The sequence below is a fragment of the Nocardioides sp. NPDC092400 genome (genome assembly GCF_040684155.1).
Lineage (GTDB): Bacteria > Actinomycetota > Actinomycetes > Propionibacteriales > Nocardioidaceae > Nocardioides.
Window position 1 is genome coordinate 248,789 of the sequence record NZ_JBFBFJ010000003.1, and the last position, 22,301, is coordinate 271,089.

General features: G+C 74.1%; 17 protein-coding genes. 4 read left to right on the plus strand and 13 right to left on the minus strand.

All coding sequences use genetic code 11. The features are described 5' to 3' along the window. The 3 genes from AB0N29_RS12980 to AB0N29_RS12990 form a co-directional block, all read right to left on the minus strand. Positions 1 to 1,035 carry a GNAT family N-acetyltransferase gene (locus AB0N29_RS12980; RefSeq protein WP_364867249.1) on the minus strand — a complete coding sequence of 345 codons (1,035 nt, stop codon included), beginning with the start codon at positions 1,033 to 1,035 and terminating at the stop codon, positions 1 to 3. 37 nt (positions 1,036 to 1,072) lie between these two features. Continuing rightward, positions 1,073 to 1,939, minus strand: coding sequence for a TIGR03619 family F420-dependent LLM class oxidoreductase (locus AB0N29_RS12985; RefSeq protein WP_302267986.1), 867 nt, complete (start codon positions 1,937 to 1,939; stop codon positions 1,073 to 1,075). Between the two features lie 77 nt (positions 1,940 to 2,016). Next, entirely contained in the window at positions 2,017 to 2,352 is a 336-nt protein-coding gene (locus AB0N29_RS12990; protein ID WP_302267985.1) for a DUF3140 domain-containing protein, read from the minus strand. A gap of 105 nt (positions 2,353 to 2,457) precedes the next feature. On the opposite strand from AB0N29_RS12990, the gene AB0N29_RS12995 reads away from it, so the two are divergent. Further along, entirely contained in the window at positions 2,458 to 3,120 is a 663-nt protein-coding gene (locus AB0N29_RS12995) for a UdgX family uracil-DNA binding protein (RefSeq protein WP_364867252.1), read from the plus strand. Here AB0N29_RS12995 and AB0N29_RS13000 read toward each other — a convergent pair. Then, positions 3,117 to 3,263: a GPGG-motif small membrane protein gene (locus AB0N29_RS13000; protein WP_302267983.1), complete on the minus strand. Its 147-nt coding sequence runs from the start codon at positions 3,261 to 3,263 to the stop codon at positions 3,117 to 3,119. The genes AB0N29_RS12995 and AB0N29_RS13000 overlap by 4 nt on opposite strands. A gap of 182 nt (positions 3,264 to 3,445) precedes the next feature. Between AB0N29_RS13000 and AB0N29_RS13005 the strand changes: the two genes are divergently transcribed. Then, complete coding sequence (locus AB0N29_RS13005; protein ID WP_364867255.1) at positions 3,446 to 4,843, plus strand: hypothetical protein; 1,398 nt, start codon at positions 3,446 to 3,448, stop codon at positions 4,841 to 4,843. A gap of 228 nt (positions 4,844 to 5,071) precedes the next feature. Here the strand turns inward: AB0N29_RS13005 and AB0N29_RS13010 are convergent, their stop codons facing one another. The 5 genes from AB0N29_RS13010 to AB0N29_RS13030 form a co-directional block, all read right to left on the minus strand. After that, positions 5,072 to 7,069, minus strand: a complete 1,998-nt coding sequence (locus AB0N29_RS13010) for a serine/threonine-protein kinase (RefSeq protein WP_364867257.1) — start codon at positions 7,067 to 7,069, stop codon at positions 5,072 to 5,074. 69 nt (positions 7,070 to 7,138) lie between these two features. Then, positions 7,139 to 9,706 (minus strand): bifunctional FO biosynthesis protein CofGH, encoded by a 2,568-nt coding sequence (locus AB0N29_RS13015; protein WP_364867259.1) that lies wholly within the window; start codon positions 9,704 to 9,706, stop codon positions 7,139 to 7,141. Positions 9,707 to 9,770: 64 nt separating this feature from the next. Next, positions 9,771 to 11,897 (minus strand): MMPL family transporter, encoded by a 2,127-nt coding sequence (locus AB0N29_RS13020; protein WP_364867261.1) that lies wholly within the window; start codon positions 11,895 to 11,897, stop codon positions 9,771 to 9,773. A gap of 100 nt (positions 11,898 to 11,997) precedes the next feature. Next, the gene (locus AB0N29_RS13025; protein ID WP_302267977.1) at positions 11,998 to 12,645 is read right to left on the minus strand and encodes a hypothetical protein; all 648 of its coding nucleotides are present in this window, start codon (positions 12,643 to 12,645) and stop codon (positions 11,998 to 12,000) included. A 76-nt stretch (positions 12,646 to 12,721) separates the two neighbouring features. Further along, positions 12,722 to 13,870, minus strand: a complete 1,149-nt coding sequence (locus AB0N29_RS13030; RefSeq protein ID WP_364867265.1) for an acyl-CoA dehydrogenase family protein — start codon at positions 13,868 to 13,870, stop codon at positions 12,722 to 12,724. Positions 13,871 to 13,967: 97 nt separating this feature from the next. Here AB0N29_RS13030 and AB0N29_RS13035 point away from each other — a divergent pair, with 97 nt between their 5' ends. Next, complete coding sequence (locus AB0N29_RS13035; RefSeq protein WP_364867267.1) at positions 13,968 to 14,675, plus strand: MerR family transcriptional regulator; 708 nt, start codon at positions 13,968 to 13,970, stop codon at positions 14,673 to 14,675. A 66-nt stretch (positions 14,676 to 14,741) separates the two neighbouring features. On the opposite strand, the gene AB0N29_RS13040 is transcribed toward AB0N29_RS13035, so the two are convergent. Together AB0N29_RS13040 and AB0N29_RS13045 are read right to left on the minus strand one after the other, a co-directional pair. Then, positions 14,742 to 15,779 carry an LLM class F420-dependent oxidoreductase gene (locus AB0N29_RS13040; protein WP_364867269.1) on the minus strand — a complete coding sequence of 346 codons (1,038 nt, stop codon included), beginning with the start codon at positions 15,777 to 15,779 and terminating at the stop codon, positions 14,742 to 14,744. Positions 15,780 to 15,827: 48 nt separating this feature from the next. Next, positions 15,828 to 17,960, minus strand: coding sequence for an acyltransferase family protein (locus tag AB0N29_RS13045; RefSeq protein ID WP_364867271.1), 2,133 nt, complete (start codon positions 17,958 to 17,960; stop codon positions 15,828 to 15,830). 117 nt (positions 17,961 to 18,077) lie between these two features. Between AB0N29_RS13045 and npdG the strand changes: the two genes are divergently transcribed. Beyond that, positions 18,078 to 18,749, plus strand: coding sequence for an NADPH-dependent F420 reductase (gene npdG, locus AB0N29_RS13050; protein ID WP_302267971.1), 672 nt, complete (start codon positions 18,078 to 18,080; stop codon positions 18,747 to 18,749). 18 nt (positions 18,750 to 18,767) lie between these two features. On the opposite strand, the gene AB0N29_RS13055 is transcribed toward npdG, so the two are convergent. After that, positions 18,768 to 20,519: an ABC transporter ATP-binding protein gene (locus AB0N29_RS13055; RefSeq protein ID WP_302267970.1), complete on the minus strand. Its 1,752-nt coding sequence runs from the start codon at positions 20,517 to 20,519 to the stop codon at positions 18,768 to 18,770. Beyond that, a complete protein-coding gene (locus AB0N29_RS13060; RefSeq protein WP_364867274.1) occupies positions 20,516 to 22,246 on the minus strand; it encodes an ABC transporter ATP-binding protein in 1,731 nt (576 codons plus the stop codon). Before AB0N29_RS13060 ends, AB0N29_RS13055 begins: the two co-directional genes overlap by 4 nt. Positions 22,247 to 22,301: the final 55 nt, after the last annotated feature.

Consider the following 22,301-nt stretch of genomic DNA (forward strand, 5'->3'; position numbering starts at 1 on the left):
TCAGGCCGGCGCGTCCTCGGGGGCGGGCCCGCGTCGCGCCTGGACCGCACGGCGGCGCGCGGCGGCGACCGCCACGGCGGCCCGGCCCCGGACGCCCCGGGGGACCGCGAACGTGCCCACGCCGGCGTCGTCGTCGGCGAACCGGTGCTTGTAGTCCTCGTCGCCGCGCAGGAACCGGAACTCCTCGGCACCGGTCTCGACGGCGTCGCGGACGGCGTGGACCAGCAGCGCGAAGCCGACCGACTCCCGGTCCAGCTCCGGGTCCCGCCCGAACTGGTAGCAGTAGACGTCCGGCCCGAACCGGAACGTCAGCAGCGCGCACACGCGCCGGCCGTCGAGGTCCAGGCCCCACAGGCGCAGCCAGCCGCGCTCGAGCGCGGTCGCGGCGAACGCCGCGGTGAACCGGTGCTGCTGGGGATCCAGCAGCGGGCTGTCCCCCTCCCACCGGGCCGCGTGCAGCTCGAAGAGCCGCTCCAGGTCCCCGGCGAGCGTCTCCGCGGTGGCCAGCCGCACCGCGACGTCGTGGTCGCGCTCGAGGCGGGCGAGCTTCTTGGTGACCTGGCGGCGGAAGTTCTTGCTCTTGGCCGCGAGCCACCCGTCCCAGCCCTGCCCGGGCTCGAAGCGCACCACCGGGCTCACCTCGGTGCTGATCGGCCGGGCGCCGAGGGGCGCCCACCAGGGTGCGGCGACGGGGCAGTCCTGCAGCAGCACGACGTCGGCCGGCAGCCGCCCGCCCGCGAGCGCGTCGCCCAGCAGCCCGGCGGCGCGGGGCAGGTCCTTGGGCGCGCAGGCCGGGCCGAGCAGGTCGGCCGGGCCGTGACCGATCCAGCGGACCTGCCGCAGCAGCCGCCCGCGCCCGTGGAGGGCGAGCACCACGCGGGGGTCGGCGAGGTCGTCGCAGAGCACGTACGGCGTGGCGCCGGCGCCGTACTCCGCCCACCAGGTGCTGGCCCAGGCGTGAGTGGCGAAGAGGTTGCGCGCCTGCAGCGCGAGGCCGTCCCAGGCGTCGGGGTCGGGGCCGGGGAGCGGGTGCACGCTGCGGAGCCTAGGGCCCGACCGGGGGAGCGGGCCCTCAGCGCGCCAGCGGGCGCACGACGTCCTCGGCGAAGCGCGCCATGCCGTCGAGCTTCTGCTCCAGCGTCGAGGTCGTGCCGGTGTAGTAGGCCCACGGCATCGTCATGCAGTCGGTGACCCCGCCCTCCTCGGCACGGGCGAACTGCTCGGGCAGCAGCGCGTCGGTCAGCGCGACGACGACCCGGAAGTCGCCGGTGGCGCCGGCCTCCTCCCGGACCTCCCGCAGCCGGGTGGCCCAGCCGATCGCCTCGTCGGTGCGGTACATGTCGCCGACCCAGCCGTCGTGCCGGGCCGCCCGCCGGAAGGCCACCTCGGAGAGCCCGCCGACGTACACCGGGACCGGCGCGGTGGGCGTCGGCTCCATCACCAGCCGGGGCGCGGTGTAGTGCTCGCCGGTGAACTCGGTCCAGCCCGGCTCCCAGAGCCGCTTCATCAGGGCGAGCCCCTCGTCGGTGCGGCGGCCGCGGGTGCGGAACTGCTGCTCCAGGAGCTCGAACTCCTCCTCGCACCACCCGATCCCCACGCCCAGGGCGACCCGGTTGCCCGACAGGACGGCGGCCGTGCCGACGGCCTTGGCCACCGCGAAGGGGCTGCGCATCGCCGGGACGTAGACGGAGGTGAAGAACCGCAGGCGCTCGGTCACCGCGGCCAGCGACCCGGCCAGCACCCACGGGTCGGGCCACTCGGCGTCGTGGCCCCAGCGCCGCGACCCGTCGGCGGTGTAGGGGTACGGCGTCCGCAGCGTCTCCAGGTCGACCACGTGGTCGGGGATGGCCAGGGCGTCGTAGCCGAGCTCGTCGGCGGCGCGAGCGATGGCGGTCAGCTCGGAGACGGGCAGAAAGGCGGTGCTGATCGCGAAGCGCACCCGCGCAGCCTAGAGCGCCACTAGAACGTGTTCCAGTGGCGCTCTAGGCGGCCGGCGGCCCTTCGCTCAGCGGGCGCTCACTCGGGCTTGAGCGGGTCGTGCCCGATGTTCATCAGCTCGCGACGCCAGGCGTCGTCGCCCGCCGTCGGCTCGAACTCCGTGCCGCGCTCGGCTACGACCCGTTCGACCACCTCGTCCATCACCTCGACGTCGTCAGGGGTCAGGTCGGCGCGCCGCTTGCCGAGGATCGCCAGCACCCGGTGGCCCAGCGCGGGCCCGGCCTGGTCCGGCACGGTCTCGGTCTCCTCGCCGGCGCCCTGCACGGCCAGCCAGTCGCGCAGCTCGCGCGAGGTCATGTTGACCACCGTGTGGAAGTCCGTCCACAGCTCGTCCTCGACGATGCTCTCGGCCACAGGTCCTCCTCGTCCGTCGGTTCCGCCGCGGGGGCGGGTTGCGCCTGCGCCGGTACCCACGGGCCGCCGGATCATCATCGGGGCCGACCGGGGTACCCACCGGTCGTGGCCAGGGACGAGACCGAGCGGCCCGGCGCCGAGCGCTGGGTGCCCGAGCGACCGACGACATCCTCGCTGCTGGAGGCGGTGCAGGACTGCCGGGGCTGCGAGCTGTGGGCCGACGCGACCCAGGCGGTGATGGGCGCCGGACCGGAGGGCGCGCGCCTGCTGGTGCTCGGGGAGCAGCCGGGTGACCGCGAGGACGTCGAGGGCGAGCCGTTCGTGGGGCCCGCCGGCCGGTTGCTGGACCGGGCGCTCGCGGATGCCGGGATCGAACCGGGCGGGGTCTACCGCACCAACGTCGTCAAGCACTTCCGCTGGTCGGGGATGCGCGGGGGACGGCGGATCCACCAGTCGCCGAAGTCGGCGCACGTGGCGGCCTGCGTGCCGTGGCTGCGGGCCGAGCTGTCGGTGGTGCGCCCCGCGGGTGCGGTGCTCCTCGGCGGGACCGCGGGCAAGGCGGTCTACGGGTCGAGGTTCAAGGTGGGGGAGAGCCGCGGGCGGCTCGTGGACTGGCCGAGCAGCCTCGGGACGGCGGACGCGCCGGGCTGGGTCCTGACGACCACCCACCCGTCGGCCGTCCTCCGCGCGGACGACCGCGACGCGGCGTACGGCGAGCTCGTCGCCGACCTCCGCGTCGCGGCCGATGCGCTGGGTGCCGGCAGCTAGCTGTTGAAGATGCTGTAGCCGCCCGGGCCGACCGCCAGGCCGACGATGATCAGGACGATGCCCCAGAGCATCTGGCCCTTGAACAGCTGGAAGATGCCGGCGATGACGAGGATGACCGCCAGGATCCAGAGGATGAAACCCATTCGTTGTGCTCCTTCTAGTAGGGGGAGGTCGGAGGGAGCAACGGTCCACTTACCCTGTGCTGGTCCGGACCATGCGCATCCCGCGCGTTTCCGCCCGGCACCCGCCGGGTAGAGCCGGGACGGGTGCCCGGACCGGCCGCCCCCCACCTGGGATCGCTCCCCCCCACCCTCCGAGGTAGTAGATGCGCAGAACCGTCATCGGCGCCGCCAGCGCCCTCACCCTCGCCGTCACGGCGCTGCCCGGCTTCGCCGCCGCGGCCACCCGCGTGGACGGCGACCACCTGCAGGCAGCCGGGCTGCGGCTCGCGGTCCGCGACTGCGTCGACCCGGGCAAGGCCCCCGGCAAGCGGCCGGCCTTCCGCGCCACGCGGAACAAGCCGTCGGTCGGACGCGCCAGCGTCGGCTGGATCCCGTCCGGCACCGGCTTCGGCGCCGGCCCGACCGGCTTCCTGGCCAAGCCCTCCGAGCTGCGCACCATGGCCATCCGGGTCCGCAGCACCGCCGCGCAGTCCCAGGGCGTCGGCACGATCACCTACCAGCCGCCCGAGGACGACGGGTACTGGGTGGGGACCACGGACCTGATCACCGACCTGAACCAGGACGACAAGCCGGACTGGCGCACGATCGACGCCGCCGACCGTGCCTTCAGCTGGCGGCACTACACCAAGGACGGCGTCGAGGACGGCACGTCGTTCGCCCTGGACATCCCCAGCTTCGTCGCGCTGCGCGGCGGCGACGGCGAGGGTGCCTACCTCGGCTTCGCCTTCGGCTGCGACGGGAACCGCTTCGACCTCGACCGGCTGCAGCTCCAGGCCGACGGCGCCGCGAAGGTCTACGACTTCGAGGCGATCCGCACCCGGGCGACGCTGCAGCGCGGCACCTCCCAGGACCGCACGGTCCGGGTCGTGTACGGCGCGAAGGTCAACCTGGTCGGCAAGGTGCGCGAGTCGCTGGGCGGCAAGGGCGTCGCCGGCGTCGTGAAGATCTCCGCCAAGGGCCCGGGCGACAAGAAGTTCCGCAAGGTCGTCAAGAAGCGCGTCGGCGTCGGCGGCGCCGTCCGCAAGACGGTCCGCCCGTCCAAGAACACCGTCTACCGGATCTCCTTCCCCGGCTCGACCAAGCACGAGCCCTCGCGCTCCACGCTCAAGGTGCTCGTCGCGCCGAACGTGACCGGGTCGCTCGCCAAGCGCACGGTCGTGCAGGGCTCGCGCCTGTCCATGCGCGGTCGCAGCCTCCCGGCCCGTCGCGCCGCCATCCGGCTGCAGAAGTACACCGGTGGCAAGTGGCGCACCGTCACGCGCGGCGCCACGGCACGCAACGGTCGCTACGCCATCTCGGCACCGGCCTCGCGGACCGGTCGCAGCTTCTGGCGGGTCTGGGTCGCCGGCGGTGCCGGCAACACGTGGGGCGCCTCGGTGTCCCGCAAGCTCGTGACCGTCGCCCCGCCGTCCACCGGCGGTGGCGGTGGCGGTGGTGGCAACGGCGGTGGTGGCAACGGTGGTGGCGGGAACCCGCCTCCCACCGACCCGCCGCCCCCGCCGCCGACCGAGCCCCCGCCGCCCCCGCCGCCGGGCTCCTGACCCGAGGCGACCACAACCACGCCCCCGACCGGCTCCCGGTCGGGGGCGTGGTGCGTCCGGGCCCGTTCGGTGGTCGCGCCCCCGGCGTGCTCTGCGGCTGACCGGGCGGGGTGCCCAGCGACCGTGTGGTCGCTCCACACGCGGCAGGACGCGTGTCCGGCGACAACACGGTCGCTGAAGACCCCCCTCAGCGGAGCTCGGCCGCGCGCGCCTGCACCGCGGCTGCGGTCAGGGGCCGGTGACGCGGGCGCGGGTGCTCACGCCGTCGACGGTGAGCGTCACCAGGCCCTCGTCGCGGGCCACCTTGACCATCCGCGGCACGCGCCCGCGACCGTCGCGGCCGACCGGAATGGGGACGCAGTCCACGCCGTTGGCGCACCACTGGCCGACCTTCGCCGAGCGGAGCGCCGGGACGGGACGCGATCCCGTGGCGAAGCCGACCAGCTCGACGCCGTACCACGCGCAGGGGTAGGTGTAGCCCTGCGCGGACGTGCTGCACGCGCCCGGCGTGCGTACGAGCCGCACGACCCGGGCCTGGGAGGCGGCGCAGCTGCTCGCGACGTCGCTGGTGGCGGTGCCGCCGGCTGCGCTCTCGGCGACGGTCCGGACCCGGACGCAGACGCGCTTGCCGCCCTCGCGGGTCCCGATGCGGAAGGTGGGCTCGCCCAGCGGCTGCCATCCGTCGCCGCTGTTGAGCTCCGTGGTCTGGACGACGTCGCCGCCGGGCTCGGCGGCCTCCTTCACGGCGACCGCGACGGAGCGGTAGCCCCTGGAGACGCGCACCTTCGGCGCCTTCGGGGCGTCCAGGGCCGTGGCGGTCGCGCTCGCGGAGGGCGAGGCGTCGGCGGTGGGGCTGTCGGAGGCCTGCGCCGCGGTGCCGTCGGGGCTGGGCGCTCCGGCGGACGGCTCGTCCTCGCCGGTGCTGGCGTTGACGGCGAAGGCGGTGACGGCCACCGCGGCGACCAGGCCGGCGGCGGCCACGACGGCGAGCCCGCCACGACGGCGGCGGTCGCGGTGCCCGTCCCGGTCCCGGTCTCGGTCTCCGTCGCCGGCGCCGGGCGTCGTCGGCGGCTCGCCCGGCGGTCCGCCGTACGGCGCGCCGACGGCGACCGGCGGGACCAGGTCGCGCACCACGGTGCTGTCGGGCTGCGGCTGGTCGTGCTCCTGCGCGTCCGACCGGCCGGGGACGAACGCCGCGGGCTTGACCACGGTGCGGTCGTCCTCGGGCCGCTCCGCCGCGGCCGCGGCGGCGGGCACGACGGGCGGAGCGGGGGGAGCAGGCGGGTACGGGCGCGCCGCGGCCTCGACGGGGTCGTCGGCCTGCTCGTCGACCGGGCTGCCCGCCGGGGCGACGGGGCCGGGCACGGGCAGCCGGCCCGCGTCGATGTCGCGGATGATGCCCAGCAGGTCGGCACGCAGGTCGGCCGCGGACTGGACCCGCTGCTCGGGGTCCTTGTGCAGGGAGTGGGCGAGCACCTCGTCGATCCGGTCGTCGACCGGGTGGCCGGTGCCCAGCTGCGGGATCGGCGAGTTGACGTGGCTGTTGATCACCTGGAAGTCGGTGCCGGCGTACGGCGCGTCACCGGTCAGCACGGCCCACAGCAGGCAGCCCATGGAGTAGACGTCGCCGCGCTCGTCGGCGGCGTGCCCGAAGTGCCGCTCGGGCGCCATGTAGGACGGGCTGCCGACCAGCGTGCCGGCGCGGGTCAGCCCCTCCTGGTCCGGGGCGCGGCCGTCGAGGGCGATGCCGAAGTCGGCGAGGTAGGGGATCAGCCCCTCGGGCCTGCTCCAGAGCAGGACGTTGCCCGGCTTGACGTCGCGGTGGATGACGCCGGCGGCGTGCGCGTCGGCGAGCGCCTCGCAGGTCTGCGCGACCAGCGACAGCGCGGCCCGGCGGTCCAGCGGGCCGTGCTCGGCCAGCCAGCTGCGCAGGTCGCCGTCGGGGAAGAGCTCGGTGACGAAGTAGACGGTGTCGTCGTGCTCGCCGTACTCGTGGATGCCCACGATGTTGCGGGAGCGGATCCGCGCCAGCACCGACGCCTCGCGCGCGAAGCGGGCGTGGAAGTCCTCGCGGTCGGGGAGCGAGGGCAGGACGATCTTGAGCGCGACCGAGCGGTTGAGGACCTTGTCCACGGCCTCGTAGACCACGCCCATGCCGCCGTGGCCGATCCGACGCACGATGCGGTAGCGACCGTCGTACTCGTCGTCGACCTTCGGGTATCCCATGCCTGCCCTTGCCCGGGCTCCGGCGGCCCGCCGCGGGGAGTTTACCGGCCGGCGGCGGGTCCCAAACCCTCAGGCGTGCGGCTGCTCGCGGAGCCCGTACGTCGTGGTCCGCTCGACCACCGGGCGGCCGATCCCGGCGCCGATCTCCTCGAGCTCGGCGACGGTCTTGGCGGAGCCGTGCTCGGACCCGGCCATCCGGGAGATCGTCTCCTCCATGAGCGTGCCGCCGACGTCGTTGGCGCCGGCGTTCAGCATGGCCCGGGTGCCCTCGACGCCCAGCTTCACCCACGAGGTCTGGATGTTGTCGATCCGGCCGTGGAGCAGGATCCGCGCCATCGCGTGGACGGCGAGGTTGTCGCGCAGGGTCGGTCCGGGCCGGGCCACACCGGCGAGGTAGATCGGCGCGGACGTGTGCACGAACGGCAGCGGCACGAACTCGGTGAAGCGCGCCCCGCCGGCCTCGATCGAGGCGTCCTGGATGCGGGAGAGGACCCGCAGGTGGCCGACCCAGTGACGCGGGTTGTCCACGTGGCCGTACATCATCGTCGAGGTCGTCGGGATGCCCACGCGGTGCGCGGTGGAGACGATCTCGATCCAGGTGCGGGCGGGCAGCTTGCCCTTCGTGAGCACCCAGCGGACCTCGTCGTCGAGGATCTCCGCGGCGGTCCCGGGCAGCGAGCCGAGGCCGGCCTCGCGGGCCTTGATCAGGAAGTCCTCGATCGACAGCCCGGTGCGGGCGGTGCCGTTGACGACCTCCATCGGGCTGAAGGCGTGGACGTGCATCTCGGGCACGCGCTGCTTGACCGCCGCGACCAGGTCGAAGTACGCCGTGGCGGGCAGCTCGGGGTCGATGCCGCCCTGCATGCACACCTCGGTCGCGCCGAGGTCCCAGGCCTCCTGGGCCCGGTCGGCGACCTCGTCGAGGGACAGCGAGAACGCGTCGGCGTCGGTGCGGCGCTGGGCGAACGCGCAGAACCGGCAGCCGACGTAGCAGACGTTGGTGAAGTTGATGTTCCGGTTCACCACGTAGGTCACGTCGTCCCCGGCGACCTCGCGGCGCAGGTCGTCGGCGAGGCGGCAGACCTGGTCCAGCAGCGGCCCCTCGGCGGTCATCAGGGTCAGCGCGTGCTCGTCGGAGAGGCCGCCGGGGTCGGCCTCGGCCGCCGCCAGGGCCTCGCGGCCCTCGCTGTGCAGCACGGCCGGGGTGCCGTCGATGAGGGAGGTGGTGGAGGCGGCGTCCTTGACCGAGTCCCAGTCGCCGTAGACGTCGGCGAAGTCCGAGCGGCGGTCCTCGGTGCGGCCCTCGGTGTCGACAGCCGCGTGCAGGTCGGTCCGGCCGGCCGACTCGAACCCGCCGTCGGGCTCCTGCCAGGGCAGCCCGGTCGGCCGTACGCCGGGGCGCGCGAGGCCGTCGGGGCCCGCCAGCGCGGCGACGTGCCCGGCGACGCGCGGGTCGAGCCAGGGGGCGCCGGAGCCGAGCGCCGCGCGGACGTACTCCGGGTGGATCGTCAGCCGCGCGGCGAGCTCGAACCCGCACTCCGCGCTGATCGCCCGCAGGCGCTCCAACGAGGGCCAGGGGCGCTCGGGGTTGACGTGGTCCGGGGTCAGCGGGGAGACCCCGCCCCAGTCGTCGACGCCGGCGTCGAGCAGCGCCCGGCACTCGGCCAGGTCGACCAGGTTCGGCGGCGCCTGCACCCGCGCCTTGGGGCCGAGGACGATCCGGGAGACCGCGATCGCGGCGCGGTACTCGTCGAGGTCGAGGTCGTCGGTGTGCCGCATGGCGGTGTCGGGCTTGGCCCGGAAGTTCTGGACGATGACCTCCTGCACCGCGCCGAAGGCGCGGGCGGTCGCCCGCAGCGCGAAGATCGTCTCCGCGCGCTCGGCGAGCGTCTCGCCGATGCCGACGAGCAGGCCGGTGGTGAAGGGGATCGAGAGCCGGCCGGCGTCCTCGAGCACCCGCAGCCGCACGGCCGGGTCCTTGTCGGGGGAGCCGAAGTGCGCGAGGCCCTTGGTCTCGTGCAGCCGGCGGGAGGTGGTCTCGAGCATCATGCCCATCGAGGGGGAGACCGGCTTGAGCCGGTTCATCTCCTCCCACGTCATGACGCCGGGGTTGAGGTGGGGCAGCAGGCCGGTCTCCTCCAGCACCCGCACCGCCATCGCCCGCACGTAGGCCAGCGTCGAGTCGTAGCCCTGCTCGTCGAGCCACGCGCGGGCCTCGGGCCAGCGGTCCTCGGGCCGGTCGCCGAGGGTGAACAGCGCCTCGAGGCAGCCCAGCTCCGCACCCTGGCGGGCGATGTCGAGGATCTCGTCGGGGGAGAGGTACGGCGCCCGGCCCTCGCGGGCCGCCTGCCCGGGCGTCTCGACGAACGTGCAGTAGTGGCAGCGGTCGCGGCACAGCCGCGTCACCGGGATGAAGACCTTGGGGGAGTACGTCACGACGGCCGGCCGGCCGGCGGCGACGAGCCCCGCGTCGCGGACCTTGGCCGCGGCGGCGCACAGCCGGTCCAGCTCCGGGCCGGTCGCCGCGAGCAGCGCCTCCGCCTCGGCCGGGTCGAGGGCGGCGCCGCGCTCGGCGCGCGCGAGGGCGCGGCGTACCTGCTGGGGCGTGGGACGGGGCTCCGCGGTCTCGACGTGCATCGTCATCAGGCTAGTCGCGCCCACGACGGGCCGTGGCCGCCGGGCCACTGGCCGGTCGGGCGGCTCACACGCGGGCCGGCTCCTGCTCCGTCGGCACCGGCCGCTCCTCGGGCGGGCCGTGGTGGAGCCGGCCGGGCCACCAGATCCGGTCGCCGAGGTCGAGGTTGAGCGCGGTGACCAGCACTGAGCGCACGACCATCGTGTCGAGCAGCACGCCGAGCGCCACGGCGACGCCGAGCTCGGCGAGGAACACGAACGGGATGGTGCCCAGGACGAGGAACGTCGCGGCGAGGACCAGCCCCGCCGAGGTGATGACGCCGCCGGTCGAGCTGAGCGCGATGAGGGACCCGCGCCGGGTGCCGTGGAGCGCGCTCTCCTCCCGGACGCGCGTCATGAGGAAGATGTTGTAGTCGATCCCCAGAGCCACCAGGAAGACGAAGGCGAACAACGGGAACCCCGGGTCGGCGCCGGCGAAGCCGAAGACGAACTCGAAGAGCAGCGTGGAGATGCCGAGGGCGGCACCGAAGGAGAGCACGACGGTGGCCATCAGCAGGAGAGGTGCCACGAGCGCGCGGAGCAGGCCGACGAGGATGAGGAACACCACCAGCAGGACGATCGGGATGATCACCTTGTTGTCGCGGTTGCTGGCCACCTTGGTGTCGAGGTAGAACGCCGACCCTCCCCCGACGAGCGCGTCGGCCCCGTCGATGTCGTGGACGGCCGCGCGGGTCGCCTCGACGACGTCGAAGGCCGGGCTCGAGGAGATGTCGTGGTCGATGGTCGCCTCGACGTAGGAGCGGGTCTCCGAGACGGGCCGGACCTCGCCCGGCTCGCCGAGGCCCTCGACGCCCTGCATCGCGGACACCACGGCGTCGGCCGCGGCGGTGTCCGTGACCACCTGTGCGGTGTTGGAGCTGTCGACGAGGCCGTGCTCGACCAGCACCTTCTGGCCCTTGATGGAGTCGAACTCCTGGGTGTAGGTGTCCTCGGTCGAGAGCCCGGAGGCGTCGAGCCGGAGCAGGCCGAGGCAGGCCACCGCGAGCACCCCGGCGGTGACCACCCACACCCGCCGCGGCCGCGGCTCGATGGCCCGCCCGACGCGGGCCCACCACCCGGTCGTGTTCGGCTCGCGCGACCCGAAGTGCGGCCGCTTCGGCCAGAACACCCAGCGCCCGGCGATCACGAGGAGGGCGGGCAGCAGGGTCACCATGACGAGGAAGGTGATGCCCACCCCGACGGCCAGCACCGGTCCGAGGCCGGCCGTGGAGTTGAGGTCGGCGAAGACCAGGCAGAGCATCCCGACCACGACGGTCGCCGCGCTGGCGAGGATCGCCGGGGCGGCCCGGTGCAGGGCGAAGGCCATCGCGGCGTGGCGGTCCTCGTGCCGGCGCAGCTCCTCCCGGTAGCGGGCCACCAGCAGGAGCGCGTAGTCGGTGCCGGCGCCGATGACGAGGATGCCCAGGATCGCCTGGCTCTGGCCGTTGACGGTCAGGCCGGCGTGCTTGGCCAGCAGGTACACCACGCCGCCGGAGACGGTGTAGGCCACGGCCGCGCTGAGGATCGGCAGCACCCACAGCACCGGGCTGCGGTAGGTGAGCAGCAGGATCACGATCACCACGGCGAAGGTGATGAGGATCAGGTTCGTGTCGATGCCCTCGAAGGCCTCGGCGGAGTCCGCCGCCTGGCCGCCGTACCCGGCGAGGTGCACCGTGGCCCCGTCGAGCGTCGCGATCTCCCGGAGGTCCTCCGCGGCGTCGGGGATGGCGTTCCAGCCGTCGGCGCCGAAGTTGAGGACGACCGTGGTGACCGCGACCTCGCCGTCCTCCGACAGCCCGCCGAGGCCCGCGGCGGCGGCCGTCTGCGGGTCGACCACCTCCCCGGTGACGCCCTCGACCGACGCCATCTCCTGGGCCTGCTCCTCGATGGCGGCGAGGTCGTCCTCGCTCAGGCCGCCGTCGCGCTGGTAGACGACCAGGGTCGGGATGTCGTTGGGGTCGACCGTGCCGGCCAGCTCCTCGGACACCCGGGTCGACTCCGCGTCGCCGGGCAGCCACGAGGAGGCCTCGTTGTCCTGCACGTCGACGAGCTTCGCGGAGAGGCTGCCGCACACGGCGAACGCCGCGACCCACGCCAGCACCACCAGCCACTTGGTCACGCGGCCCGTGAGCCGTCCGGCGAGCTGCAGGTGCATGGTGGTCTCCCTCGGCGGTGGATGCTCCTACCGAGGAGACCGCGTTTTACCCGCGGAGTCATCGCCTTTCCTGGGGCGGTGGGCGTGCCCCTCGCCCGGGCTAGGCGGCGGCGGGCTCCCGCTCGAGCTGCGGCGCGGTCGAGCGCAGGTGGCCGGCCGCCCACGCGCGGTGCACGACGACGGCGGCGAGGAGCGAGCCGAGGATCCCGAGGGTCAGGTCGCCGAGGGTGTCGGCGTAGGCGTGCGCGCGCTCGGAGTGCCGGCTGAGGAACGCGGCGTACTCCGCCAGCTCCCAGGCCACCGCGGCGGTGGCGCCGAAGGCCAGCGACCGCTCGAGGGCCGCGCCGAGCGAGGAGCTGCGGTGCATCGTCAGCAGCAGCACCGCGGCGGTGAGCATGGCGAGGTTGGCGAAGTGCATGAAGTCGTCGAACCACACGACGGTGTCGTAGAGGTCCATCCGGTTGCCGAGGGTGTCGCTGAAGCAGGTGAGGGTGACCAGCAGGTCGGCCAGCCACGGGAACGACGCCCGCTCGCGCCAGTGCCACCACCACACGGCCGGGATCGCGAAGGCCAGCAGCGGGTAGCCCACCGCGCGGGCGCCGGCGCCCTTGCCCTCCAGGCCGCTGCTGTCGGGGTAGGCCAGGGCGAGGCCGAGCATGAGGACGAGCAGCGCCTTCGCGCCGACGTCGAGGGTGCGGACGAGCCCGGGGGTGTCGTACCGGACTGCTGTCACGACCTCGCTGCTCACCGCTGCACGCTACGCCGCCCGGCCGGTGCGGCCGGGCGGCGGTCCCGCCGGTGCGGGCAGCGGTGTGACCTGGGGCTCAGATGCCCAGGCTGCGGCCGATGATCTCCTTCTGGATCTCGGTCGTGCCGCCGTAGATCGTCTGGATCCGGCTGTCGACGTAGGCCTTGGAGATGGGGTACTCGCTCATGTAGCCGTAGCCGCCGTGGAGCTGGACGCCCTGGTCGACGAGCTTCTTCTGCAGCTCGGTGGTCCACCACTTGGCCATCGAGGCCAGCGAGGTGTCGACCTCGTCCTCGTTGAGCTTGAGGATGCAGTCGTTGACGAAGAGTCGCGCGATGTGGACCTCGGTGGCCATCTCGGCCAGCAGGAACCGGTTGTGCTGGAACTTGCCGATCGGCTTGCCGAAGGCCTCGCGCTCCTTGGCGTACCTCAGGCAGAGGTCGAGCACGTGCTCGCACGCCGCGACCGCGATCGCGGCGATCGAGACCCGCTCCTGGGGCAGGTTGACCATCAGCGAGATGAAGCCGGCGCCCTCCTCGCCGAGGAGGTTCTCCTTGGGCACCACGACGTTGTCGAAGAACAGCTCGGCGGTGTCCTGGGCCTTCATGCCCATCTTGTCCAGGTTCCGGCCGCGCTCGAAGCCCTCCATGCCGCGCTCGACGACGAGCAGGCTGATGCCCTGGTGGCCGGCGTCGGGGTTGGTGCGCGCGACGACGATGACGACGTCGCTCATGATCCCGTTGCTGATGAAGGTCTTCGAGCCGTTGAGCACGTAGTGGTCGCCCTTGTCGACCGCGCTCGTCCGGATGCCCTGCAGGTCCGAGCCCGCGCCCGGCTCGGTCATCGCGATCGAGGAGATCAGCTCGCCGCTGACCAGGCCGGGCAGCCACCGGCGCTTCTGCTCGTCGGTGCCCAGCTGGCTGATGTAGGGGACGATGATGTCGGTGTGGACCGGGAAGCCCAGCCCGCTCGCACCGACCTTGGAGATCTCCTCGGCCACGACGGCGTTGTAGCGGAAGTCCTTGATGCCCGGCCCGCCGTACTCCTCCGCGACGTCGAAGCAGAGCAGGCCCGCGTCGCCGGCCTTGGTCCACACCTCGCGGCTGACCTGCCCGTCCTTCTCCCACTGGTCGTGGAAGGGGAGGACCTCCTTCTCGAGGAAGGCGCGCACGCTCGTGCGGAAGTCCTCGTGCTCCTGCTCGTAGATCGACGGTCGCTCCGGCATGGTTCCTCCAGGTGGGTCGACCCCGGACGGGGTCGCAGCACAGTGTCAGCGCAACTGTGACAGCGGAACTGTCATCGATCAAGATAGAGTCCACGCCATGGCCAGCACCGCTTCCCTGACCGTCGACGAGCTCGCGGCCGCCGTGGGGCTGACCGTGCGCACGACGCGCTACTACGCCAGCCTGGGCCTGCTGCCGCCGCCGGAGCGGCGCGGCCGCGTGGCGTACTACGGCCCCGAGCACCGCGCGCGGCTGGAGCTGGTCCGGGCGCTGCAGGACCACGGCTTCACCCTGCAGGCGATCGAGCGGGTGCTGGCCGGGCTGCCGGAGCACGCCACCGTCGAGGACCTCGCCCTCCAGCGGGCGATGCTCACCTCGTGGTCCTCCCAGCCGCAGGAGCGGCTGACCCGGGGCCGGCTCGAGGAGCTCGCCGGCCGGCGGCTCTCCGACCGCGACCTGGAGACGCTCGAGACGCTCGGCTCGCTGGAGCGCGACGGCACGAGGTACGTCGCCATGCCGAACCTGCCGGTCGGGGTCGAGCTGCTCGACGTCGACATCCCGCCGGGCAGCATGGAGGCCGCGAGCGAGGCGATCCGCCGGCACATGGAGGCGCTCGCCGAGGAGCTCACCGACATCCTGCGCGAGCAGGTGCTGCGCCCCTACCGGCGCGAGGCGCACTCGGCCGAGGACGCCGAGCGGCTCGAGCAGACAGTCTCCCGGCTGCGCCGGCTCACCCTCGAGGCGGTCGTCACCGGCTTTCAGCGCGCCGCGAACGCCGTCATCGCGCGCTCGCTCGCCCGGGACTGACCGGCCGGGCCGGCCCGACCCCGCGCGGCGCGGCGCAGGGACGGTCAGCCGCAGGTCAGCAGCAGGTCAGGAGACCCACTCCTTCACCTGGGCGATGGTGGCGGCGGGGTCGGCGCTGGCGGGGGTCAGCTGCAGGTTCGTGACGCCCGCGTCGCGGAAGGCGGCGATCCGCTCCTTGACGTAGGACTCCGGTCCGACCAGGTTGCCGGCCTCGAGCCACTCCAGCGGCACGAGCGCCTCGGCCTCCTTCTTCTTGCCGTCGAGGTAGAGGTCCTGGATCTTCTCGGCCTCCTCCTCGTAGCCGTACTGGCGGGCGAGGTCGTTGTAGAAGTTCTTGCCGCGGGCGCCCATGCCGCCGACGTAGAGCGCGTAGAGCGGGCGGGCGAAGTCGAGCAGGGCCTTGGTGTCCTCGCCCTCGCCGATGGCGACCATGCCGCCGGCGGTGACCTCGAGCGGGGCCAGGTCGGCCGAGCGCTTCGCGGCGCCCTTCGCCAGCGACTCGCCCCAGACGTCCTGGGCCTTCTCGGGCAGGAACAGGTGGGGGATCCAGCCGTCCGCGATCTCGGCGGTCATCGCCACGTTGGCGTCACCGAGCGAGGCGACCCACAGCGGCACCGCGGGGCGCTCGGGCCGGGTGAGCAGCTTCAGCGGCTTGCCGAGGCCGAGCCCCTGGTCGGCCGGCAGCGGCAGGGTGAAGATCTTGCCGTCGTGCTGGAGCGGCTCGCGGCGCAGGCCCTGGCGCAGGATCTTGATGACCTCGCGGGTGCGCCCCAGCGGCTTGTCGTACGGCAGGCCGTGGAAGCCCTCGATCACCTGCGGGCCGGAGGCGCCGAGGCCGATGACCGCACGGCCTCCCGAGACGTTGTCGAGGCCCGCGGCGGTCTGCAGCAGGGCGCCGGGCGTGCGCGAGAAGACGTTGAGGATCGCGGCGCCGATCTCGAGGGTCTCGGTCTTCGCGGCGAGGTAGCCCATCAGCGTGGGGGAGTCGAAGCCGTACGCCTCGGCCACCCACACCGTGTCGAGGCCGGCCTTCTCGAGGGCGACGACCTGGTCGGCGGCCTGGCGCGGGTTCCCGTCGTACATCAGCGGCATCGAGAGCTTCATGCCGCTCACCCTGACACCGGCACTGTCACCGTCACAAGGTGGGGGTGCTCACGGCTGGTCGACCATGTGCAGCGCCCGCCCGAGGGGGCCGGCGAGCGAGGCGGCGTACTCGGTGGTCAGGTGGTCGGTGTCGCGGTAGGACAGCGTCCCGCCGATCACCACCGGGCAGAGGTCCTGGTAGCACAGCCAGGGGGTGGGGTCGACGACCTCGGCGCCGGCCACCCGGGCCGAGGTCACCGCGACGTCGGCGAGCCGGCGCGAGCGCTCGACCGGCTCGAAGGTGCAGTCGCCGAGGCTGGGGGAGCCGGTGGTCAGGCAGGTCCCGGGGTCGTACGACGACTTGGGCACGTCGCGCAGGAGCACGACCCGGTCCGCCGCCAGCCGCAGGTCGGCGAAGAGGTCGTCGTACCCGTCGGCGAGCACCGGGGCGACCCGGTCGAGCGCCTCGACGCGGTCGTCGCCGGCGTAGACGCCGTTGACCGGGGGTGAGGACGTCACGACCACCAGGTCGGGCCGGAGCTCCGCCACCTGCTCGCCGACCCAGTCGTGGAAGTCGGTGCACTCGGTGAACGGGCGGTCCTCGTCGATCGGCGCCACGACCACGTGGGCGGCGGTGCACTGCGACATCACGAGGTAGTACGCCGTCCAGCCGCCGTCCTCCGCGATCCGGTCGACCGCCGGGATCCACGCGCGGGCGTGGGAGTCGCCGATGACCACGACGGTGCGGTCGGCGGAGGTGTCGCCGCGGGGGCAGAGCCTGCGCACCCCGGCGCTGTAGTCGCAGGGACCGACGTCGGCGATCGACTCGCGCAGGTCGAGCAGGTCGGGGGAGAGGTCGCTGGGGACGGCGCGGCGCTCCCGCGCCGCGTCCACGGACGCCCGGACCAGGGCGACGGTGCCGTCCGGGTCGTCGGGGTGGGTGGTCCCCTCGGCGGTGATCGCGGGGTTGTCGCCGGACCCGGCCCGCTCGCCGGTCCACCACCAGGACACCCCGCAGGTCGCGGCGACGAGCGCCAGGCTGACCGGGTAGAGCACGAGCGCCCGCGGCACGCGCAGCGCGAGGGCGGGGCGGCCCTCGCGGAAGGGCAGCTCGACGGCGGCGTACGTCACGCCGGCCAGCACGAACGTCGCCGCGACCGCCGCCGCGGCCTCCCACGGCTCGAGCCCGCGGCCGAGCAGCCCCGCGGGCAGGACGAGTGCCGGCCAGTGCCAGAGGTAGAGCGAGTAGGACCAGTCACCGACCACGCGCACCGGTCGCCACGCGAGCACGGTATCGGTCAGCGGGCGGGCCGCGCCGGCGCCGGCGAGCAGGACGAGCGCGGTGCCGACGACGGGGAGCGCGGCGGCGTGCCCGGGGAACGGGGTGGCCTCGGTGAGCACGACGCAGGCGGTCGCCACCATCGCCAGGCCGGCGACGGCGAGCACCGTGGCGGAGCGCTGGCCGAGCCGCCGGGTCGCGGCGGCGGGCAGCAGCGCGACCAGCGCCCCGAGCCCGAGCTCCCAGGCGCGGGTGAGGGTGGACAAGTACGCCGCCGTCGGCTGGTCGGCCGTCTGCACGACCGACCAGGCGAACGACGCCGTGGTCACCGCCAGCAGCACGCCCAGCACGGCGCCGCGCGGCAGCCCGCCGGTCGGGCTGCCCGTCGGTCTGCCCGTCGGTCTGCCCGGCCGGGTGCGGCTCCGGCGCCCGAACCGGGCGGAGGCGAGGCAGGCCAGCAGGAGCAGCGGCCACACGACGTAGAACTGCTCCTCGACCGCGAGCGACCAGTAGTGCTGCAGCGGCGAGACGCCGAGGTCGGAGGCGAAGTAGTCGACGTCCTGCCGCGCGAAGTGGAGGTTGGCCGCGAACAGGGTCGCCCAGCCGGCGTCCTCGACGACCTGGCGCGCGTCGATCAGGCTGTACCAGGCCAGCGCGGTCAGGACCGTCACGACCGTGACCACCGTGGCGGCCGGCAGGATCCGGCGGGCGCGACGGGACCAGAAGCCGAGGAGCGAGAACCGGCCGTCGCGGTCGACCTCGCGGTAGAGCAGGCCGGCGATGAGGAAGCCGGAGATCACGAAGAAGACGTCGACCCCGACGAAGCCGCCCGGCAGCCACGGCACGCCCGCGTGGCTCGCGACGACGACCAGGACCGCGACCGCGCGCAGCCCCTGGATGTCCCCGCGCAGCGCTCGCGCCATCAGCCTGCCCCCGTCGTTCGCCCGCGGCAGGGTACCAACCAGTGGGCCGCGGAGACCCGGCATCGGGCCGGTGGGACGATCGTGGTCCGCACCATCCATGGACAGAGGAGCAGCAGCGTGACGTCGTACCGCATCGCCGTGATCGGGGGCACCGGCCCGCAGGGCAAGGGCCTGGGCTACCGGTTCGCCCGAGGAGGTCACACGGTCGTCCTCGGCTCGCGGGCCGCGGAGAAGGCGGAGGCGAGCGCCGCCGAGGTCGCCGAGCGGCTGACCGGTGTCGACGGGGCCGGGACGGTCACCGGCGCGACCAACGAGGACGCCTGCGGCCAGGCCGACCTGGTGCTGCTCGCGGTGCCCTACGACGGCCACGACGAGCTGGTCGCCTCCCTGCCCTTGGCCGGCAAGGTCGTCATCTCCTGCGTCAACCCGCTGGCCTTCGACAAGCGCGGGGCGCACGGCCAGGTCATCGACGGCGGCGAGGGGTCCGCGGCGGAGACCGCCCAGCGGCTCCAGCCCGAGGCGGTCGTCGTCGGCGCGTTCCACCACGTGTCCGCGGTGACGCTGTGGGGCGACGCGGAGTTCCTCGACGGCGAGGACGTGCTCGTGGTCGGTGACAAGGCCGAGGCCAAGGAGCAGGTCATGGAGCTCGCGGCCTCGGTCACCGGGCGCCCCGGCATCGACGCCGGCAAGCTGCGGCTGGCCCGCCAGCTCGAGCCGCTCACGGCCGTGCTGATCTCGATCAACCGCAAGTACAAGACGCACTCGGGCATCCGCATCCACGGGGTCTGACCCCGGGGCCAGCGGCCCTCAGCCGCGACCGTTCCAGGACTCCCACAGCGCGGCGTAGGAGCCGCCGGCCGCCACCAGCTCGTCGTGCGAGCCGAGCTCGGCGATCCGGCCGTCCTCGACCACCGCGACGCGGTCGGCGTCGTGGGCGGAGAACAACCGGTGGGCGATCGCGATGACCGTCCGCCCCTCGAGCACCGCGGCGAGCGACCGCTCGAGGTGGCGGGCGGCGCGCGGGTCGATCAGCGAGGTCGCCTCGTCCAGCACCAGCGTGTGTGGGTCGGCGAGGACGAGCCGGGCGAGCGCCAGCTGCTGGGCCTGGGCGTCGGTCAGGCTGAGGCCGCCGGAGCCGACGACCGTGTCGAGCCCCTCGGGCAGGCCGTCGGCCCACTCCAGCGCGTCGACCGCGGCGAGGGCGGCGCGGACGTCGTCCTCCCCGGCACCGGGCGGGGCGGCCAGCGCGAGGTTCTCGCGCAGCGTGCCGACGAAGACGTGGTGCTCCTGGGTGACCAGGGCGACGTGGCCGCGCAGGTCGTCGAGGGGCAGCTCGGTCAGGCCGACGCCGCCGACGGTGACCGACCCGGTCCGGGGCGGGTGGATGCCGGCGAGCAGCCGACCCAGGGTCGACTTCCCGGCACCCGACGGCCCGACCATCGCGAGCCGCTCGCCCACGCCGACGCGCAGGTCGACCCCGTGCAGCACGTCGCGTCCCTCGGCGTAGGCGAACCGCACGTCGGTGGCGGCCAGCTCCTCCCCGTCGGGCACCCGGTCGGTGGCCGCGCGGTCGTCGGGCACCTCGGCGACACCGAGCAGCCGGGCCAGCGAGGCGGCGCCCATCTGCAGCTCGTCGAGGATGGAGACGATGCGGTCGACGGGGTCGATCAGCATCTGGACGTAGAGCGTCGCGGCGGTGACGTCGCCGAGCGAGACCTCGCCGCGCAGGTACAGCCAGCCGCCGAGGAGCAGCGTCGCGACCGTCGGCAGCAGGTAGCTGATCTCCATGCTGGGGAAGAACACCGTGCGCAGCCGCAGCGTGTAGCGCTCGGCGGCGAACGAGTCGGCGATGTCTTCGTCGATCGCCCGGACCCGCTCGTCGGCGAGCCCGAGCGCCTCGACGGTGCGGGCGCCGTGCACGGTCTCGGTGAGCGTCGCGTTGATCTGGGAGTACGTCGCGCTCTCGCGCAGGTAGCCGTCCTTGGCACGGGCGAGGTACCAGCGCAGGCCGATCACCAGCGGCGGCACGCCGAGCAGGCAGGGCAGCGCGACCCACCAGCCGACGCTGAGGGCGGCCAGGAACGTCACCACCGCGGTGATCACCGCGATCGTCCACTCCGGCAGCGCCATCCGCACCGACCAGCCGAGCTGGTCGACGTCGCGGCTGGTGCGGGTGAGCAGGTCACCGGAGCCGGCCGCCTCGATGGTGCCGAGCGGCAGCGCGAGCGCGCTGCCGACGAAGTCCTCGCGCAGGTCGGCGAGCACCTTCTCGGCGAGCACCTGGCTGACGTAGCGGGCGTAGCGGGTGAGCACCGCCTGCACCACGACGAACCCGGCCAGCAGCAGCATGATCCGGTCGACGTGGTCGGTGGTGGTGCCGTGCTCGACCGCCTCGACGAGGTCGCCGAGCAGGCGGGGCGCGGCCAGCGCGGCGACCGCGGCGAGCACGTGGAGCAGCAGGGCGCCCCAGACCATCCGGGGGTGCTTGCGGACCAGCTCCCGGGCGTAGCGGCGCACGGAGCGGCTGCCGGCCACCGGCAGCGCGGTCGAGGAGCTCATCGGCCCGCCTCCACGGGCTCGGGGTCGGTCTCCCGGGTGACCACGCGGCGGTACTCCGGCTCGGTGGCGAGCAGCTCGGTGTGCCGCCCGGTCGCCACCACCACGCCGTCGCGGACGAGGGCGACCTCGTCGACGGCGTCGAGGAGCAGCGGGCTGGAGGTGGTGACGACGGTGGTCCGGCCGGCGCGGTGGGCGCGCAGCCGGGCCGCGACCCGTGCCTCGGTGTGGGCGTCGACGGCCGAGGTCGGCTCCACGAGCACGAGCACCTCCGGGTCGGCGACGAGCGCGCGGGCGAGCACGAGCCGCTGGCGCTGGCCGCCGGAGAAGCTGCGGCCGCGCTCGGCCACCGGGGTGTCCAGGCCCTGCGGGAGGGCGGCGAGGATGTCCTCGGCCGAGGCGGTGTGCAGCGCCGGGTCGACCGGGCGGCCGTCGCGCGAGACGTCCAGCCGGTCGCCCAGGCGGCCGGAGAACAGCATCGAGCCGGTGTCCGAGACGACCACCCGGCGGCGTACCTCCGCGCGCGGCAGGCGGGAGAGGGGTACGCCGCCGAGCCGCACGTCGTCGTCGACGTCGGCCGCGCACATGCCCAGCCGGTCGGCCAGCTCCGCGGTCTCGTGCGGCTGCTCGCTGACCAGCGCCACCATCGAGCCGGGCCGGACCCGCAGGCCGCTGCGCAGGTCCTCCAGCGCGGAGCCGGCCGGCGGCGGGGGCAGCGGGTCCGCGGGGTCGAGGTGGTCGGAGGCCAGCGCCAGCACGCGCACCACGCGCGCGGCCGCGACGCGGGCGCGGATGAGCTTGTTGGCGAACTCCGTCGCGGTGCGCAGCGGGATCATCAGGAACGCCGAGTAGCCGTAGAACGCCACCAGCTCCCCGGGCGTGATCGTGCCCTGGACGGCGTACCGCGCGCCGAGCCACACGACCAGGACGACGAACACGCCGGGCAGGAGGACCTGGAGCGCGTCGAGCACCGACTGCAGCTTCGCGACCTGCACGCCGGCCCGGCGGGTGGTCTGCGACTCGCGGCGGTAGCGGTCGTGGAAGACCTGCTCGCCGCCGATCCCGCGGAGCACCCGGAGGCCGGTGACGATGTCGGTCGCGGTGTTGGACAGGTGGCTCATCAGCTCGCGCTGGCGGTGCGCGCGGGTCTGCAGGGGCGAGAGGAGCGGTCCCACCAGGAGCATCAGCCCCGGCACGCCGAGCAGCACGACCAGGCCGAGGGTGGTCGAGGTCTGCAGCAGGATCACCGCGACCAGCACGAAGGAGACGACCGCGCCGGCGAAACGGGCCGAGACGTCCATGACCTGGCCGAGGTGGGAGAGGTCCGTGGTGCCGATGGCGACGACCTCGCCGGCCGACACCTTGCGCGGGAGGGTGCCGCCGAGGGAGACGGCCTGGCGGCCGACGAGCTGGACGGTGCGGTACGCCGCCACGAGCCAGTTGGTCACCGCGAACCGGTGCCGCATGATCCCGCTCGCCGACTGCACCAGCCCGACGAGCAGGAGGAGACCGGCGAACCAGGCCAGCGTGCGCCCGTCACGGTCCGCGACGCCCCGGTCGATCGCCCGCCCGATGATCGACGGCATGACCGCCTGGCTGCCCATCCACACGATGCCGAACGCCGCGCCCGCCGCGAGGGTGCGCCACTGCCCGCGCGCCATCCACCACAAGAACCGTCCGGGCGAGCGGTGGTCGGCGGTGCCGGGGTCCTCGAGGGGCAGGTGGATCACCGGAGAACGTTAAGGAGGGTCGGCTCCGCACGACGAATCCTTTTCGCCCCGCGTC

Coding starts and splice junctions, on each gene's coding strand:
- AB0N29_RS13000 (WP_302267983.1), bottom strand. CDS start 3,263: ATGGGTTTCATCCTCTGGATCCTGGCGGTCATCCTCGTCATCGCCGGC.
- AB0N29_RS13005 (WP_364867255.1), top strand. CDS start 3,446: ATGCGCAGAACCGTCATCGGCGCCGCCAGCGCCCTCACCCTCGCCGTC.
- AB0N29_RS13010 (WP_364867257.1), bottom strand. CDS start 7,069: ATGGGATACCCGAAGGTCGACGACGAGTACGACGGTCGCTACCGCATC.
- AB0N29_RS13015 (WP_364867259.1), bottom strand. CDS start 9,706: ATGCACGTCGAGACCGCGGAGCCCCGTCCCACGCCCCAGCAGGTACGC.
- AB0N29_RS13020 (WP_364867261.1), bottom strand. CDS start 11,897: ATGCACCTGCAGCTCGCCGGACGGCTCACGGGCCGCGTGACCAAGTGG.
- AB0N29_RS13030 (WP_364867265.1), bottom strand. CDS start 13,870: ATGCCGGAGCGACCGTCGATCTACGAGCAGGAGCACGAGGACTTCCGC.
- AB0N29_RS13035 (WP_364867267.1), top strand. CDS start 13,968: ATGGCCAGCACCGCTTCCCTGACCGTCGACGAGCTCGCGGCCGCCGTG.
- AB0N29_RS13040 (WP_364867269.1), bottom strand. CDS start 15,779: ATGAAGCTCTCGATGCCGCTGATGTACGACGGGAACCCGCGCCAGGCC.
- AB0N29_RS13045 (WP_364867271.1), bottom strand. CDS start 17,960: ATGGCGCGAGCGCTGCGCGGGGACATCCAGGGGCTGCGCGCGGTCGCG.
- AB0N29_RS13055 (WP_302267970.1), bottom strand. CDS start 20,519: ATGAGCTCCTCGACCGCGCTGCCGGTGGCCGGCAGCCGCTCCGTGCGC.